General features: G+C 38.6%; 19 protein-coding genes and 5 tRNA genes. 3 read left to right on the forward strand and 21 right to left on the reverse strand.

The features are described 5' to 3' along the window. Window positions 1–74 precede the first annotated feature (74 nt). The 15 genes from rplL to rpsU all read right to left on the reverse strand — a co-directional run bounded on the left by rplL (window position 75) and on the right by rpsU (window position 6788). Window positions 75–449 carry a 50S ribosomal protein L7/L12 gene (rplL, locus tag AQ505_RS22735; protein WP_062550289.1) on the reverse strand — a complete coding sequence of 125 codons (375 nt, stop codon included), beginning with the start codon at window positions 447–449 and terminating at the stop codon, window positions 75–77. A 65-nt stretch (window positions 450–514) separates the two neighbouring features. Beyond that, window positions 515–1036, reverse strand: a complete 522-nt coding sequence (rplJ, locus tag AQ505_RS22740; protein WP_062550290.1) for a 50S ribosomal protein L10 — start codon at window positions 1034–1036, stop codon at window positions 515–517. A 2-nt stretch (window positions 1037–1038) separates the two neighbouring features. After that, window positions 1039–1737 (reverse strand): 50S ribosomal protein L1, encoded by a 699-nt coding sequence (rplA, locus tag AQ505_RS22745; RefSeq protein WP_062551168.1) that lies wholly within the window; start codon window positions 1735–1737, stop codon window positions 1039–1041. A gap of 23 nt (window positions 1738–1760) precedes the next feature. Beyond that, window positions 1761–2204, reverse strand: coding sequence for a 50S ribosomal protein L11 (rplK, locus tag AQ505_RS22750; RefSeq protein ID WP_037443979.1), 444 nt, complete (start codon window positions 2202–2204; stop codon window positions 1761–1763). A gap of 76 nt (window positions 2205–2280) precedes the next feature. Then, window positions 2281–2823, reverse strand: a complete 543-nt coding sequence (gene nusG, locus AQ505_RS22755; RefSeq protein ID WP_062550291.1) for a transcription termination/antitermination protein NusG — start codon at window positions 2821–2823, stop codon at window positions 2281–2283. A 9-nt stretch (window positions 2824–2832) separates the two neighbouring features. Beyond that, complete coding sequence (secE, locus tag AQ505_RS22760) at window positions 2833–3030, reverse strand: preprotein translocase subunit SecE (protein ID WP_062550292.1); 198 nt, start codon at window positions 3028–3030, stop codon at window positions 2833–2835. A gap of 13 nt (window positions 3031–3043) precedes the next feature. Then, window positions 3044–3114: transfer RNA gene (locus AQ505_RS22765), tRNA-Trp, on the reverse strand. A gap of 120 nt (window positions 3115–3234) precedes the next feature. Further along, a complete protein-coding gene (tuf, locus tag AQ505_RS22770) occupies window positions 3235–4422 on the reverse strand; it encodes an elongation factor Tu (protein ID WP_062550293.1) in 1188 nt (395 codons plus the stop codon). Between the two features lie 124 nt (window positions 4423–4546). Further along, window positions 4547–4618, reverse strand: a tRNA-Thr gene (locus tag AQ505_RS22775). 102 nt (window positions 4619–4720) lie between these two features. Then, a tRNA-Gly gene (locus tag AQ505_RS22780) sits at window positions 4721–4793 on the reverse strand. Window positions 4794–4803: 10 nt separating this feature from the next. Beyond that, window positions 4804–4886: transfer RNA gene (locus AQ505_RS22785), tRNA-Tyr, on the reverse strand. Window positions 4887–4929: 43 nt separating this feature from the next. After that, window positions 4930–5002, reverse strand: a tRNA-Thr gene (locus AQ505_RS22790). Between the two features lie 206 nt (window positions 5003–5208). Beyond that, the gene (gene hpf / locus AQ505_RS22795) at window positions 5209–5556 is read right to left on the reverse strand and encodes a ribosome hibernation-promoting factor, HPF/YfiA family (RefSeq protein ID WP_062550294.1); all 348 of its coding nucleotides are present in this window, start codon (window positions 5554–5556) and stop codon (window positions 5209–5211) included. A gap of 14 nt (window positions 5557–5570) precedes the next feature. Then, on the reverse strand, window positions 5571–6455 hold the full coding sequence (locus AQ505_RS22800) for a tyrosine-type recombinase/integrase (protein WP_062550295.1): 885 nt from the start codon (window positions 6453–6455) through the stop codon (window positions 5571–5573). 138 nt (window positions 6456–6593) lie between these two features. Next, window positions 6594–6788, reverse strand: coding sequence for a 30S ribosomal protein S21 (gene rpsU, locus AQ505_RS22805; RefSeq protein ID WP_062551169.1), 195 nt, complete (start codon window positions 6786–6788; stop codon window positions 6594–6596). A gap of 140 nt (window positions 6789–6928) precedes the next feature. Here rpsU and AQ505_RS22810 point away from each other — a divergent pair, with 140 nt between their 5' ends. Next, entirely contained in the window at window positions 6929–7300 is a 372-nt protein-coding gene (locus tag AQ505_RS22810; RefSeq protein ID WP_062550296.1) for a hypothetical protein, read from the forward strand. A gap of 94 nt (window positions 7301–7394) precedes the next feature. Here AQ505_RS22810 and AQ505_RS22815 read toward each other — a convergent pair whose 3' ends face one another. Continuing rightward, window positions 7395–8567, reverse strand: coding sequence for an acyl-CoA dehydrogenase family protein (locus tag AQ505_RS22815; RefSeq protein ID WP_062550297.1), 1173 nt, complete (start codon window positions 8565–8567; stop codon window positions 7395–7397). Window positions 8568–8765: 198 nt separating this feature from the next. Between AQ505_RS22815 and AQ505_RS22820 the strand changes: the two genes are divergently transcribed. Then, window positions 8766–9818, forward strand: a complete 1053-nt coding sequence (locus AQ505_RS22820) for an ATP-binding protein (protein WP_197286256.1) — start codon at window positions 8766–8768, stop codon at window positions 9816–9818. Here AQ505_RS22820 and AQ505_RS22825 read toward each other — a convergent pair. The 3 genes from AQ505_RS22825 to AQ505_RS22835 all read right to left on the reverse strand — a co-directional run bounded on the left by AQ505_RS22825 (window position 9810) and on the right by AQ505_RS22835 (window position 12451). Continuing rightward, window positions 9810–10553: a LuxR C-terminal-related transcriptional regulator gene (locus tag AQ505_RS22825; protein WP_231634964.1), complete on the reverse strand. Its 744-nt coding sequence runs from the start codon at window positions 10551–10553 to the stop codon at window positions 9810–9812. The two genes, AQ505_RS22820 and AQ505_RS22825, sit on opposite strands and share 9 nt — an antisense overlap. Before the next feature lie 393 nt (window positions 10554–10946). Then, a complete protein-coding gene (locus AQ505_RS22830) occupies window positions 10947–11474 on the reverse strand; it encodes an adenine phosphoribosyltransferase (protein WP_062550299.1) in 528 nt (175 codons plus the stop codon). 2 nt (window positions 11475–11476) lie between these two features. Beyond that, a complete protein-coding gene (locus AQ505_RS22835; protein WP_157262533.1) occupies window positions 11477–12451 on the reverse strand; it encodes a ComEA family DNA-binding protein in 975 nt (324 codons plus the stop codon). 12 nt (window positions 12452–12463) lie between these two features. Here AQ505_RS22835 and AQ505_RS22840 point away from each other — a divergent pair, with 12 nt between their 5' ends. Then, on the forward strand, window positions 12464–14215 hold the full coding sequence (locus AQ505_RS22840; protein ID WP_062550301.1) for a lysophospholipid acyltransferase family protein: 1752 nt from the start codon (window positions 12464–12466) through the stop codon (window positions 14213–14215). 96 nt (window positions 14216–14311) lie between these two features. Here AQ505_RS22840 and AQ505_RS22845 read toward each other — a convergent pair whose 3' ends face one another. Both AQ505_RS22845 and AQ505_RS22850 read right to left on the reverse strand, forming a co-directional pair. After that, entirely contained in the window at window positions 14312–14899 is a 588-nt protein-coding gene (locus AQ505_RS22845) for a hypothetical protein (RefSeq protein ID WP_157262535.1), read from the reverse strand. 68 nt (window positions 14900–14967) lie between these two features. Further along, entirely contained in the window at window positions 14968–15456 is a 489-nt protein-coding gene (locus AQ505_RS22850) for a hypothetical protein (RefSeq protein ID WP_157262537.1), read from the reverse strand. Window positions 15457–15685 lie beyond the last annotated feature (229 nt).

Raw genomic sequence — 15685 nt, forward strand, 5'->3', positions numbered from 1 at the left:
AATGTTTATAAACAGGTATAGACTCCGACTATACAGTCGGAGTCTATGTTTAAAGTTATATTAAAATTAAGTGATTACTTAATCTCAACTACAGCTCCAGCTTCTTCTAATTGAACTTTCAAAGCTTGAGCTTCGTCTTTAGAAACACCAGCTTTTAATTCTTTTGGTGCGCCATCAACTAAATCTTTAGCTTCTTTCAAACCTAAACCAGTTAAGTCTTTTACCAATTTCACAACTGCTAATTTAGAACCACCAGCTTCTTTTAAGATTACATCAAAAGTTGATTTTTCTTCAGCTGCAGGAGCAGCATCACCAGCAGGACCTGCAACAGCAACTGCAGCAGCAGCTGGTTCGATACCATACTCGTCTTTTAAGATTTGAGCTAATTCGTTAACTTCTTTAACTGTTAAGTTTACCAATTGCTCAGCAAACGCTTTTAAATCTGCCATATTTATAGATTTTAAAAAATTTTACGTAAAATAATAATTTATAATTTGAACTTATAAGGTGTTCCTTAACCTTCTCTCTCTTGAAGAGTTTTAACAATTCCTGCAATTTTGTTACCGCTTGACTGTAAAGCTGAAACCACATTTTTAGCTGGTGATTGTAATAATCCAATGATGTCTCCAATAAGCTCTTCTCTTGATTTCAAGCTTACTAAGGTATCTAATTGGTTATCGCCAACGAATACAGTAGAATCGATATAAGCTGCTTTAAGTTGTGGTTTATCAGATCCTTTTCTCAAGGCTTTGATCAGCTTAGCTGGACCGTTACCTACTGTAGAGAATAATAATGCTGATTGACCTTTAAGCGCAACATAGATCTCTGATGCATCGCCTTCTAATCCTTCGATCGCTTTTTTGATCAAAGTATTTTTAGCTACCTGCATTTCAATCCCGCTTTCGAAACATTTGCGACGGATGCTGTTTACTTTCTCAACAGATAAGCTTGATGTATCGGCAATATAAAAGTTACCGAATTCCTGCATCTTCTCTAGAAGTGCTGAAACTACTACGTGTTTTTCTTCTCTGTTCATAATTAAATCCCCGCTACTGATTTAGTTTCGATTGCAATTCCAGGACTCATAGTTGAAGAAACATGAATGCTCTTAAAATAAGTTCCTTTTGCAGCAGATGGTTTTAGCTTAGAAATTACTTGAAGTACTTCTAATGCGTTTTCATATATTTTTTCTGCTGGGAATGATACTTTTCCTATTGAAGCGTGTATAATACCACTTTTGTCAACTTTAAAATCAATCTTACCGCCTTTTACATCAGTTACTGCTTTACCAACTTCGTTAGTTACAGTACCTGACTTAGGGTTTGGCATAAGGTTACGTGGACCTAAAACGCGGCCCAGTTTACCTACTTTTGCCATACAAGCAGGAGTAGTGATAATAATGTCAACATCAGTCCATCCACCTTCAATCTTGGCTACATATTCGTCTAAACCTACAAAATCTGCACCTGCTGCTTTAGCTTCTTCTTCCTTATCAGGATTACAAAGAACTAATACACGTACAGTTTTGCCTGTACCGTGTGGTAAAGTAGCAATACCACGTACCATTTGATTGGCTTTACGTGGATCTACTCCTAAAGCTACATCGATATCAACCGATGCATCAAATTTAGTAGTAGTGATATCTTTTACCAAAGCAGCCGCATCCTGTAAAGAATACGTTTTACCAGATTCTAGTTTAGCATGTGCCTTTTTTTGATTTTTTGTTAATTTAGCCACTGTTGTAAACTGTTTTTTGTTAATTAATTTGTCCAAGGTGCATCACCACTAACGGTGATTCCCATACTGCGTGCTGTACCTGCAACCATACTCATTGCAGATTCGATAGTGAAAGCATTTAAATCAGTCATTTTATCTTCAGCAATTGACTTAACCTGATCCCAAGTCACCGAACCAACTTTCTTACGGTTGGGCTCAGCAGAACCACTCGCTAATTTAGTAGCATCCTTTAACTGGATAGCAACTGGAGGGGTTTTGATGATAAATTCGAAAGACTTGTCAGCATAAACAGTAATTACAACTGGTAATACTTTACCTGGCTTATCTTGGGTACGAGCATTGAATTGCTTGCAAAACTCCATAATGTTCACCCCCTTAGCACCTAAAGCAGGTCCTACTGGTGGTGATGGATTTGCAGCTCCACCCTTGATTTGTAACTTAACAAGTGCACTGACTTCTTTTGCCATTTTCTGTTTTGTTAATTTTAATACTCAATGTTATAATGTTGGAAGCAAGTAACATTTAAGATCTTATATAATATTTCTATTCTTTTTCTACCTGCATATAGTTAAGCTCCAGTGGAGTTTTTCTTCCGAAAATCTTAACCATTACTTTCAGTTTTTTCTTCTCTTCGTTCACCTCTTCGATCACGCCGGTAAAACCATTAAATGGTCCATCCATTACTTTTACGTTCTCTCCAACATAATAAGTTACGTTCATGGTCTCACCTTGCTGGCTCATCTCATCAACTTTACCTAAAATGCGATTAACCTCTGCCTGACGCATAGGTACCGGGTTTCCGCCTTTATCTCCTAGAAAACCAATTACACTATTTACATTCTTAATAATGTGCTCTAGTTCTCCATCCAAATTCGCTTCAATCAAAACATATCCGGGATAGAAGTTACGTTCTTTCGCAATCTTTTTTCCCTCTTTCATTTGATAGTACTTCTCCATTGGGATCAATACCTGAGGAACAAGGTGAGAAAAACCTAAACGGCTAATTTCAGAATCGATATACTGTTTTACCTTCTTCTCTTTACCGCTTACCGCCCTAACTACGTACCATTTCAACTGATCGTCCATTTAGCTATATTAATTAGAAAGTGATTTATAAAAAGTATCTAAAACAAAAGTAGATCCCTTATCCATTGCAAAAACGACTAATGCAATGATAAACGAAGCTACTAGAACCAGCACTGCAGAATTTTGCAATTCTCCCCATGTAGGCCAAGTAACCTTCTGGGTCATTTCTTCATACGATTCTTTAATAAACTGAACTACTTTAGCCATAATCTTTTATTAGCACGGGAACAAGGATTCGAACCCTGATCAAAGGTTTTGGAGACCTCTATTCTACCGTTGAACTATTCCCGTGTATATTATGCTTTATCTCTTCAACTAAGATTTAGCAGCTTTATTAGAAACAAAGTAGTGGGTTTTTAAAGCCCAGCTACTTTGCTTTATTTTTGTTCTTTAAGGCCTATTGGCTTTAAATTACTTTACAATTTCAGTTACCTGACCAGCACCTACTGTTCTACCACCCTCACGGATTGCGAAACGTAGACCTTTTTCCATTGCGATTGCGTTGATCAATTTAACATTGATAGTAACGTTATCACCTGGCATTACCATTTCAGTTCCTTCAACTAAGGTGATTTCACCTGTAACGTCTGTGGTACGGAAATAGAATTGTGGACGGTATTTGTTAAAGAATGGAGTGTGACGTCCACCTTCTGCTTTTGATAATACATAGATCTCAGCTTTGAAATCTGTGTGAGGAGTTACTGAACCTGGTTTACAGATTACCATACCACGACGGATATCAGTTTTCTCAATACCACGTAACAATAAACCTACGTTATCACCAGCTTCACCATAATCAAGGATCTTACGGAACATCTCAACACCTGTTACAGTTGATTTAAGATTTTCAGCACCCATACCTAAGATCTCAACTGGATCTCCAGAGTTGATTACACCACGCTCAATACGACCAGTTGCTACAGTACCACGACCAGTGATCGAGAATACATCTTCAACAGGCATTAAGAATGGAAGCTCAGTTAAACGTGGAGGGATTGGAATGTAGCTATCTACAGCATCCATTAATTCCATGATTTTAGCAACCCAAGTAGGATCTCCGTTCAAGCCACCAAGAGCTGAACCTTGAATTACAGGGATATCATCACCAGGGAATTCATAGAAAGATAACAATTCACGAACTTCCATCTCTACTAATTCTAGTAATTCAGGATCGTCAACCATATCCACTTTATTCATGAATACTACCAATGAAGGAACACCAACCTGACGAGCCAATAGAATGTGCTCACGAGTTTGTGGCATTGGACCATCTGTAGCAGCTACAACGATGATAGCTCCATCCATTTGTGCAGCACCAGTAACCATGTTCTTTACATAATCCGCGTGACCTGGACAGTCAACGTGTGCATAGTGACGGTTAGCTGTTGAATACTCAACGTGTGCTGTATTGATAGTGATACCTCTTTCTTTTTCCTCTGGAGCAGAGTCAATAGAATCAAATGAACGCGCCTCAGATAAACCAGCATCAGATAACACTTTAGTGATAGCTGCTGTTAAGGTTGTTTTACCGTGGTCAACGTGACCGATTGTGCCGATGTTTAAGTGCGGCTTGCTGCGGTCAAACTTTTCTTTTGCCATGTTTTTATACTTATTAGTAGGTTATAACTTTTTTATTTATTAATTGTTTTGATACAAATTCAACACAAAAAACCTTGTTCAACTGCTATAAACGACAGATTCAACAAAGCTTGTTTTTATCTTGAGCCAAAGATGGGACTTGAACCCACGACCTCTTCCTTACCAAGGAAGTGCTCTACCGCTGAGCTACTTCGGCTTTTAATCTCAGCTTCAATCTAAATTAAATCAAGTAGTTCAATTTTGATAATCGAATTGAACTACTCAATTCCTTGCCGATTCTCCAGCTTTTCCAATTTTGAGCGAAAGACGAGGTTCGAACTCGCGACCTATAGCTTGGAAGGCTATCGCTCTACCAACTGAGCTACTTTCGCTTTTTTATTGTGGGGGGAGAAGGATTCGAACCTTCGAAGTCTTGCGACAACAGAGTTACAGTCTGTCCCATTTGGCCACTCTGGTATCCCCCCCTACCTTTAACCTGCCAATACTTTGCAGTATCGAAGTTAAAAGAGCCTCCTATCGGGATCGAACCAATGACCTACTGATTACAAGTCAGTTGCTCTACCAGCTGAGCTAAGGAGGCTAATATGATCATTGCAATGGTTGCACAATGATTTTTCTAAATGTTAATCTTTCACAGAACTAATCCGAATCTTTTAAGAGAAACGCCCTCTCTGATTGGGATTGCAAATGTACACCAATTTTAATATGATCCAAAATTATTTTAAAAAAAAAATGGCAGGACTTCATCCTGCCACCCTTTTTATTAAAAACCTCAAAAATATCAGCCTAATAATCAGATACTTCGTCGGCATTTAAAATTGCTTTATGTTCGCTTAATTTTTCTCGCGTTTTATCTTTGTGCTTAGTAATTTGTTTCCTGAGGGACTCAATTGCCAAATCTGTGGCCTCCTCAAAAGATTTACATTGTTCCTTTGCGAACATCGTAACCCCTGGAACCATCAGTTTGATTTCACTTATCTTGTTTGCTTCATCCTCTACGTTTTCTAATTTTAAATAAACCTCCCCACTAATAATCTGGTCGAAGTACTGATCTAACTTATCTGTTTTCTTCTGAATAAACTCCAACAATTTCTGGTCTGCATTGAAATGGATCGATTGAACTGTAATTTTCATTGTTTCCTCCTTTTTTATGCCTTTGGATGGGCTTGTTTATATATTGATTTTAATCTCTCTATAGAGTTGTGGGTGTATACCTGGGTTGCAGCCAGGCTGGCATGGCCCAATAGCTCTTTTATTGCATTTAAATCTGCTCCCCTGTTCAACAGGCTCGTCGCATAAGAATGACGCAGTACATGGGGGCTTTTTTTATCCTGTGTGGATATATAGGTCAAATAACTGGTCACAATCCTATAAATTAGTTTAGGATAAGCAGCTGCTCCTTTATCTGTAACGAATAAGGTGCCTATTTTGTTATGAAAGTTTTGTAATGTTTTTAAGTCAAGGTAAGCTTTCAGCTGATCTGCAAGAAGTTTGCTGATCGGAATAATTCTTTCTTTGTTTCTTTTTCCCAATACACGGATCGTAGCACCATAAAAATCAATGCTGCCCTCAGAAAGTGAAAGTAATTCTGCCAAACGCATTCCGGTTCCAAACAGCGTTTCTATCACTAATTTATCACGAACAGAGGGAAAGCTATCATTGAAAAATTCGCCAGAGTCCAGTAAAACATCCAGCTTCTGATCTTCAATAAATACAGGAAGTCTTTGGGGGATTTTTGGCGCTCTCAGCAAGGCCATCGGACTTGCACTGATCAAACCTTCACGCAGCAGATATTTATAGAAACTGCGGAGCGTAGATAACTTCCTGCCTATAGAGCGCTCGGAAACCTGCTCTTCTAACAAGGCCACCATATAACTTCTTAACTGCGTATGGCCGGCGCCTACCAATGGCAGCTCAAAAGTATGCTCCAGGTAATCGTTGAACTGCAATAAGTCCGTTTGATAAGATTTTAAGGTATGTGGAGAATAACGTTTCTCGTGCTGGAGATAAAGGAGGAATTGCGCAACAACCATAAGCGTAGTATTTGTAAAACACGATAAGTGAATATACAAAAGATACGATGTGAAATGGTCAGAATTTTCACATTAAAAATAAAAAAGCGCTATCGGGTTCACCAATAGCGCTTTAATATCATAGAAACTTTTTAGAAACTATACAGTTCCTTCAAGTTGCATGTTCTGCTTGTAAATTGCATGTTTAACTAACGTACGACGAGCTACAGATTTTTTCTCATAAGCTTGGCGGCTACGTAATTCTCTTAACACACCTGTTTTTTCAAATTTCTTTTTGAAACGTTTCAACGCCTTATCTAGTGATTCGCCGTCTTTAATATTAATGATAATCATAACGTAAATATACCCCCTCTCGTTGTTTTTAGGATTGCAAAGATAGAGCTTTGTTTTGAGAATCAAAACAATAACTGTATTTTTATTTAAAACAATGCCCAGCTAATTTTGTCTATGACTTAACACTTACTCAAAAACCTATGAAAACAAAAAAAACGCTTTTCATCGTCCTTGGCGTCATTCTACTCATCCTGGCAGGATTTGTCTACTTCCGCTTCTACTTTGTACTTGGAGAGGGTGTAAAAGCCGGAGAGCTCAATTATGTGGTCAAGAAAGGCTACCTGTTTAAAACTTATGAAGGAAAACTGATCCAAACCGGCTTAAAATCAAAACAAACCGGAAACATCCAATCTAATGAGTTTGAGTTCTCCGTGGAAAATTCTGCAATTGCCGAAAAAATGATGCTGAACAGTGGAAAAGTATTTGAATTGCGTTACAAAGAATATATGGGAGCTTTGCCATGGAGAGGCTATAGTAACTATGTCGTCTACGAGATCATTTCGATCCAGTAAAATAAAAAAAATGCGGCGACCCTAAAAGTCGCCGTATCCGTTCTTGTTTATATTTGGTTAGAATATGCTATTATATAATAAGGTAAGGTATCAATTAATCTCTTAAAATCTCCCTTGCAATCACAATTTTTTGTATTTCGGAAGTTCCCTCCCCAATCGTACACAATTTACTGTCTCTGTAAAACTTCTCTACAGGGAAATCTTTCGTGTATCCATAGCCACCAAAAATCTGGACCGACTCTGTAGCACAACGTACCGACACTTCAGAAGCAAAATATTTCGCCATAGCCGACTCCTTGGTCATCGGTAATCCACGATTTTTCAAATCAGCCGCTTGTCTGATCAATAATTCTGCAGCCTCAATCTCTGTAGCCATATCTGCCAGTTTAAAGCTGATGCCCTGAAAACTGGAAATAGGTTGTCCAAACTGATGACGTTCTTTAGAATATGTAACAGCAGCCTCATAAGCCCCTTTGGCAATACCCAATGATAGTGCAGCAATAGAAATTCTACCGCCATCCAATACCTTCATCGCTTGCTTGAATCCTTCACCTACCTTACCCAACAGGTTTTCTTTAGGCACCCTGCAATTGTCGAAGATCATCTCCGTCGTTTCTGAAGCACGCATACCTAGTTTATTCTCCTTTTTACCGGCAGCAAAACCTGGAGTACCTCGCTCAACCACAATTGCTGAAATCCCTTTTGAATCCCCTTTTTCACCAGTACGAACCATCACAACAGCTATATCACCACTTTTACCATGGGTAATCCAGTTTTTAGCACCGTTGATCACGTACTCATCTCCTTCTAAACGTGCGGTAGTCATCATACCCAAAGCATCAGAACCCGTATTTGCTTCTGTAAGTCCCCAGGCACCAATCCATTCTGCACTAGCCAGTTTAGGTAACCACTTATGTTTTTGTTCTTCCGTTCCAAAAGCTAAAATATGTCCGGTGCATAAAGAGTTGTGCGCTGCCAGTGATAAGCCGATTGATCCGCACACCTTAGCCACCTCTACAATTACATCCACATACTCCTGATAGCCGAAACCAGATCCCCCGTAAATTTCAGGAACCAGTACGCCCATCAATCCCAGTCCACCAAGCTTCTTGAAAACTTCTACAGGAAATTGCTGCGTTTCATCCCATTCCATTACATGTGGACGAATATTTTTTTCAGCAAAATCTTTCACCATCTTCCTGATCATCTCCTGATTTTCTGAAATACTAAAGTTATAGCCTACAGAACTATCCATCGTTTCTAACATATCTTATTGTTTGAATTTCAACAATTATAAGGAATAAAAACGCTTCTAACCACAGTTGAAAATTCGCCCCCTGATAGAACGAAACGGTATTCAGTTCATTAACCGTACCCCTTCATTTTTAGAGAAAGCCAGGAAGAAGAATAGTGGTTTATATTTTTTTTAATTTAGTTTTGAAAAGATTAAAAATTAAACGCAATCATGAGATTTATTACCAGAAAAGACATCCTCCAACAATTAAAAAATGACTTAATTGGAAAAGATGCCTACCGTGGAGTAACCCTTACGTACTCCTGGATGGCCAACCAGTTTGGCCACTTCTCACTCGGATTTATTCCAACCTTTATATTATACACCATTCTGACTTCCAAAACCGCAATGTCCAGACCAGAAATCTGGGCACCATTGATCATCTGGGGATGCTGGATTTTATTTGAACTCTATAATTTTCTTGGGCCATTGCTTTTTAATGTCAATTCTAAAAGTCAGGACCTGCAAAATAAGGGCTATATCTTTCACCCGGAATGGGGAAATATCACTTTTGACACGCTCACCGACCTATGTTTTTTTGGCTTGGGCGCATTTGCCTGCAGCTTACTCTGTGCTTATAACTTGCCGGCACTCGTTATTTTTCTGATTTTAGGTGCCCTTGCCCTGTATCCTTCTTATTACTGGTATTCCACCAAAATGCATTTGCAGAATGCCGGCTACCCTTTTCAACTGCGACTCAGCCAATGGAAATTCAATATCCAGGAAGACCACAAGACCGTAATTGCAGATTTTGTAAAAAATCCACAATCTGGAAAACACCTTTTACTTTTTGGATCTAAGGGCAGTGGAAAAACCTCGCTCTCTGTAGCCATAGCCACCGAATTGTCCATTAAAAACAACCGATGCAGTTATGTTACTGCGACAAAATTATTATCCATGTTTTTTGAGAAAGCAGAACGGGTGGCCATTTCACCAGGATCATGGGCATGGCATGATTCTTCTCTCTTGATCATCGATGATATTAATCCAGGCGGACAAATCAAAAAAGACATCCTGCGTGCACCATTATTCTATGAATTACTGAACAATCCGGAGTATGGTCCTTTTAATAAGGAACACCTAAAAAAGATGAATACCATTTGGGTGATGGGAAACGAAGAATCTCTGGAACAGCATGAAGAACGCTGGGAGCATTTATTTCAGCAGATTGGCATCGCCGATTCGAATGTGCTCCGCGTCAATCTTGATCCCCCATTAAGGTAAAATAGAGTTGTCATAAGCAAAACTCACGAGATGAGTGAGGCTTTTTACATTGAAACGCTTGTATAAAGGAATAATCCGTTTTTCTATAGCAGAGTGCGATACCTTTAAATCGTGGGCAATCTCTTTAAAGGAATACCCTTTTGCCACCAATTCCAATGCTTCACGCTCTTTATTAGAAATCGCCAGGTAGCTGAATAAAATCTTGTTCAGCTCCTCTTCAAACTTCTCCTTTTCAGGCCCATAGGCCGCATAACGCATCACTTTCCCAAAAATCAGACTTCTATTTACCTGAAAACGCCCAATAATTGCGGTGATCTTTCCATTTTCTGAACTGTATACCCCCACCCTTACAGCCATTGGAACAGCCGTTCCATCCTTATGGATTTTTTTTAATTCAATGCTGAAACTGTACTTCTCGAGATCTTTAGTTTTTTGGTGGATAAACTGAAGCGCTTTATCATTCAGTTCATGAGAAAAAGGAGCAAATTCTGGGGCCGACATATTTACCAAAGCCAGCATATTGATTTCACTGTCTTTATAACCTAATATCTCTTCCCAGCCACCGGCATAAATCATGCGGTTTTTCTTAAAAGAGTAAATATAAATTGCTTCATCCGGGAATCTGGGTAAAGTCTTATCAAAAAAAATAGCCTGCTCACTTTCCATATCCGCAGGTATATCCGTGATGAATGTTTTAGAATAATCCCCAAAGTTCTCTCTCAGCTGCATTTTCATTGAATCTATTTCTTTTTTAACAATTAGCCTCCCTTTAAAAAGTCATCGATCAAGAGAAATGTCATAAACTGCGTGTTTTCACAGTTGACAATCCTTAAATCTAGGAGTAATTTTACGCCAAATTAAATAAATAAACAAAAAACTATTCCAAGAATATAGAAAACAGACCATTTATCTATATAAATAATAAACCATGTATCTCAAAAACCTCAACAAATCTTATGTCACCCGATACACGATAGTCCTGTTAAAAGTGATCGCCATTATACTATTTATCTTTTGCTTTTATCAAGCCTGTAAAATTACCAGCTAGCATATAACTCCCCCCTTTTATATATATGACTATGCAATCCTATCCTCCATAGGATTGCATTCATAATTCTTTTGAAAAGCTTAATATCCTGCCAGAGAATATACGCTGGCATCGTAAGGTGTTAATCGGTCTTTTCCATTTAAAAAATCTAGGCTGATGATAAAAGAATAAGCCGCTACATTTGCACCCAATTGCATGATCAACTTGGAAGCCGCTACTACTGTACCACCGGTAGCGAGTAAATCGTCATGAATCAACACCCGCTGTCCTGGCAGCAAAGCATCCTCATGAACTTCAATCGTTGCTGTACCATATTCCAGTGCATAAGATTCTTTGATCGTTTTGTAAGGTAATTTTCCTGCCTTACGAATCGGAATAAAAGGCACATTTAACAACTGTGCTAATCCCGGACCAAATAAAAAGCCCCTGCTTTCAATTCCTGCTACCACATCAATTTTTACATCGACTAACTGTGCAGCTAAAGATTTCAGGATCTCCTGACACAATTCAGGATCTTTTAAAATCGGAGTAATGTCTTTAAATACAATTCCAGGTTTTGGAAAATCATTCACATCCCTAACTGTCTTTTTAATTTTTTCTGCTATCATTTCTAAAAAATAAGATAAGGCGCTAATTTTTCAATTAATTCAGGGGTTAAAATAACCACCTTATTTAAGTCTGCAATATTACTATAATTTCCGTGTTGTTTTCTATAAGCAATTACCGCATTGACCTGCTGGTAACTGAGATAAGGGTGGCGGTTGAAATCAGCTGCCGAAGCCGTGTTGATGTGGATCATTCGCAGCAAAGCAGGGTTCACACTGACTTGATCTTTAATTTCCTCATACTTCAGGCTGTCGATACCAAACACCTCCAACAGCTGTTCTTTTTTATAGAAACCACCAATCTTTTCCCGGTAAGCCACAATCCTCCTGGCAAACACTTTTCCTATGCCATAAATGCGATCGAGCTCCAAAGTATCGGCGGTATTCAATGCCACCACCACTTTTTCTTTTACAGGGAAATTTTGCGCAGGGCGATCCCGATGATCTGCTCCCTTTTCTACCGGCACAATTTGAATATAGGGTTCCAGCTGCTGGTACAATTCCGGAGCAATCGTATACATCTTCTTCAAGTCTGAGGGCAGACGAAATACGCCGCCTTTAACGCGATAGTTTAAAATCGCCTGAGCCTGCTTTGGAGATAAACCCAAATCCTGCCAGCCTTCGGAAGGAATGGAATTTGGATCAAAATAAAACAACGTAGATTTTCTTTTTTCCGGAAGCCCGGAATAAGAGCGATGCTTTCCCGACCTGGCTTCTACCCTTTCTGGCTCCTTGGACAACTCCAGTTTTAGCAGCGCGAGCTGCTCCTCCACTGTTGGGCCCTCTAAAGGAACCAAAATCCGATAAACTGTTGGGAATACAGCGATCATACCAATCAGCACAATTAATACCAAAAGCCCATTAAACTCCCTTTTAGAAAATTGAAAGTAGTTATTTAGCCATTTTCTGATCACCTGCACAAGGTAGTTACTGTTATTTAAAAATATAAATCTTATTTTTGAAATTGCTTTATTATTCACAAACAAAATTAGATGAAGATCATAACCACCAAAGAGTTTGCAGAGGCTACAAAAATTGATAAGCTGGGTGTGCCTGGCCTGGCAGCCCTGCTTATGGAGATGATGAAATTGAATGACATCAACAAGGTATTTTCCCAAAACAAACATTATAATGGGTTAGAATTTGTTGACAAAATATTAGAAACCATTGGCGTTACGATAGACTTTGACGAAGACGATCTAAAAAGCATTCCTAAAACCGGAGGTTTTATTGCGATCGCCAACCATCCTTATGGAGGTATCGAAGGTTTAGCACTGGTAAAGTTACTTTGTACCGTTAGACCGGAAGCCAAAGTAATGGTCAACTTCATCCTGAAAAAGATCCCTAACCTGAGTGAATTCTTTGTTGCCGTAAACCCATTCGAAAACGTACAGCATACCTCCAGCATCAGCGGACTTAAAGCCACATTCGACCTGCTGCAAAGCGGCACCCCGATAGGAATTTTCCCTGCCGGTGAGGTATCTACCTTTAGCCTGGACAAACAGGAAATTACCGATCGACTATGGCATCCGGTAGTGGGTAAATTAATTGCCCGTGCTAAAGTTCCTGTAGTGCCGATTTATTTCCATGGCAACAATGGCGTACTATTTAATATTTTAAGTTTTATCCACCCAACTCTAAGAACAGCTAAGCTTCCTTCAGAGTTCCTGAATAAACAAGGCCTTAAAATAAGGGTAAGAATAGGTAAGCCGATTCATATCGAAGACATCTCTTATAGAAACAATACCAATAAGCTCCTTGATTTCCTACGTGCCCGTACCTATGCTTTGGGAACAGGTTTAGAGCAAGAGAAAAAACTATTCAATCCAATCAATCTTTTCAAAATTAAAAAGACACCGGAACCTGTTATTGAGGAAACTGAGCGTTCACTGATTGTTTCAGAGATTGAAGAACTGGAAACCTTCAGGGTATGGCAGGAGAAGGATTATGAGGTGTACATCACCCCGACTTCCAGCATTCCAAATATCCTGAAAGAGATTGGCCGCTTACGCGAGATCACCTTCAGAGAAGTTGGAGAAGGAACCAACAAAAAGATCGACCTGGACAACTACGATATTTATTACCATCACCTATTTATATGGGATAAGGAAAAACAGAATATTGTTGGCGCTTACCGCATTGGTAAAGGTGATGAGATTTTGGATACCATGGGAAGAAGAGGGTTTTACCTTTCTGAGCTCTTCAAAATCAAAGAACCTTTTTACCCAATTCTAAGAAAAGGAATAGAACTAGGCCGCTCCTGGATCCGCAAGGAATACCAGCTAAAACCATTGCCCCTGTTCTTACTTTGGAAAGGTATCTTAAAATACCTCCTGGATAATCCACAGTACCGATATATGTTTGGTCCGGTAAGTATCAGTAATAACTTCTCTAAGTTCTCCAAATCACTAATTGTGGATTACATTACGAAGAACCATTTTGATTACGAACTGGCGGCTTTCGTGAAGCCTAAGAACAAATTTAAAGCAGACTTATCTGCCATCGATAAAAACCTGCTTGTAGAAAGCAGTGAGTCCTTAAAAGACCTGGATAGTTTGATCTCAGATATTGAGAATACACACATTAAGATTCCGGTATTGCTAAGACAATACATGAACCTGAATGCAAAAATCATCTGTTTCAATATTGACCCTAAATTCTCCGACTGCCTGGACGGATTCCTCCTGGTGGACATGCAGAACATTCCTGCAGAAATGCTGGAAAAGGTAGGCAAGAACTTTTAAAAACAAAGAACCCCGATAGTTGCTATCGGGGTTCTTTGTTTTTAAAAGTTCTGGAATGTTATCCCAGGCCAATAAGGTTTATAGTATGAATCTGAATTAATCAATCCAATGATTAAAAACTTCTGAAAAACCAAATTCCAAAGGATTTTCAACAGAAGTAATCTTGTATTGATAAAACTGAGCATTTCCCATTGGTATACTAGTATCCTCAGCTCTAAAAAATTCCCCATCATTTGGGGTAGAGGCAATCAATCTACGATAAAATGTACCATCTCTATTGTACAAATCAACCGAAACATTAGATGCATTAATTTTATCCGCAATCCATCGAAGGAGGAGATTTCCATTTCCTGATCCGGAACTATCGAGTCTGAATATCCAATATACATGTGGATTGATATTTGGGAAATCATTTGGCCAAAGACCTGGATGCTCATTTACAAAGCAAAACAAACCACTTTTTCCAAACTTTTTACCCACAACATCCTCAACTACCATGTAATAACTATAATGAGTATCAAAAGAAATCTTCACATTTAAAGCCCTAAGTTCTGAGGCAGTGATCATATAGCTTCCAGTGTTTGGCATTTGCGTCATTTTCTTAATAGCTAATGTAGAACCAATAGTCGAAAAACCACTTGTACTAACTTCATAAATAGTTATATCTACATTACTTGAAGACAATTTTGATGGGTCCCACTTTAGCTCTATATCCTCAGTTAATTGTGTAAACCCTATTTCATATTTACTCGCTAAGGGATAAGTGAAAAGATCTGCAACACTAACTGGGGGATAACCGGAGGTACATAGTTGACCACTGTACTGCCATAAAACTTATCTTCGGTCAGTATTTTATTCTGATCTGTATTATAATAAGTCACCCTAAGAAATAAGGCACCTCCTTTTGCTCCTACAGGAAGCTCAGCATCAATATGAAAATACATAAAGCCCAGTGCTACTTTATTCTGAACCCAATCCGCATTTAAAATTGATCTTGTTTTTGATACTGCTATCTCTTCTGTTCTGCATCCTGAACAATAACTGTAAGGCTTCATCATTAGCGTTGCACTAAAAGCCCCATCAGCAAAAGACCCGTTACTATCTATAGGACGACTTACTGAAAGGTCAAACTCAAAAGGGGTTTTAACGCTTGGATTTACAACCCTAAGGGAGCCTGATACTAAATACTGAGGATAAATCATATATTCATTAAAACTCACACTCGCTCTTGACGTAAGCATACTTACGAAAAAAAACAAAAATATCATGGATATCTGTTTTCCAGTTTTTAAATACTTCATAGCTATTCTCCGTGTTCAGCACGATAAATATTCGACATCAGATAATGACCCTCTATCTCCGTTCTATTAAATTTGATATTTCTGATCAAATATTAATTGGAATCTTTCAAATAGGAAATTTCCGATATCTGAACACCAAGGGATTCTCATCAATATCAAAAGCTAATCA

This window comes from Pedobacter sp. PACM 27299, from assembly GCF_001412655.1.
Lineage (GTDB): Bacteria > Bacteroidota > Bacteroidia > Sphingobacteriales > Sphingobacteriaceae > Pedobacter.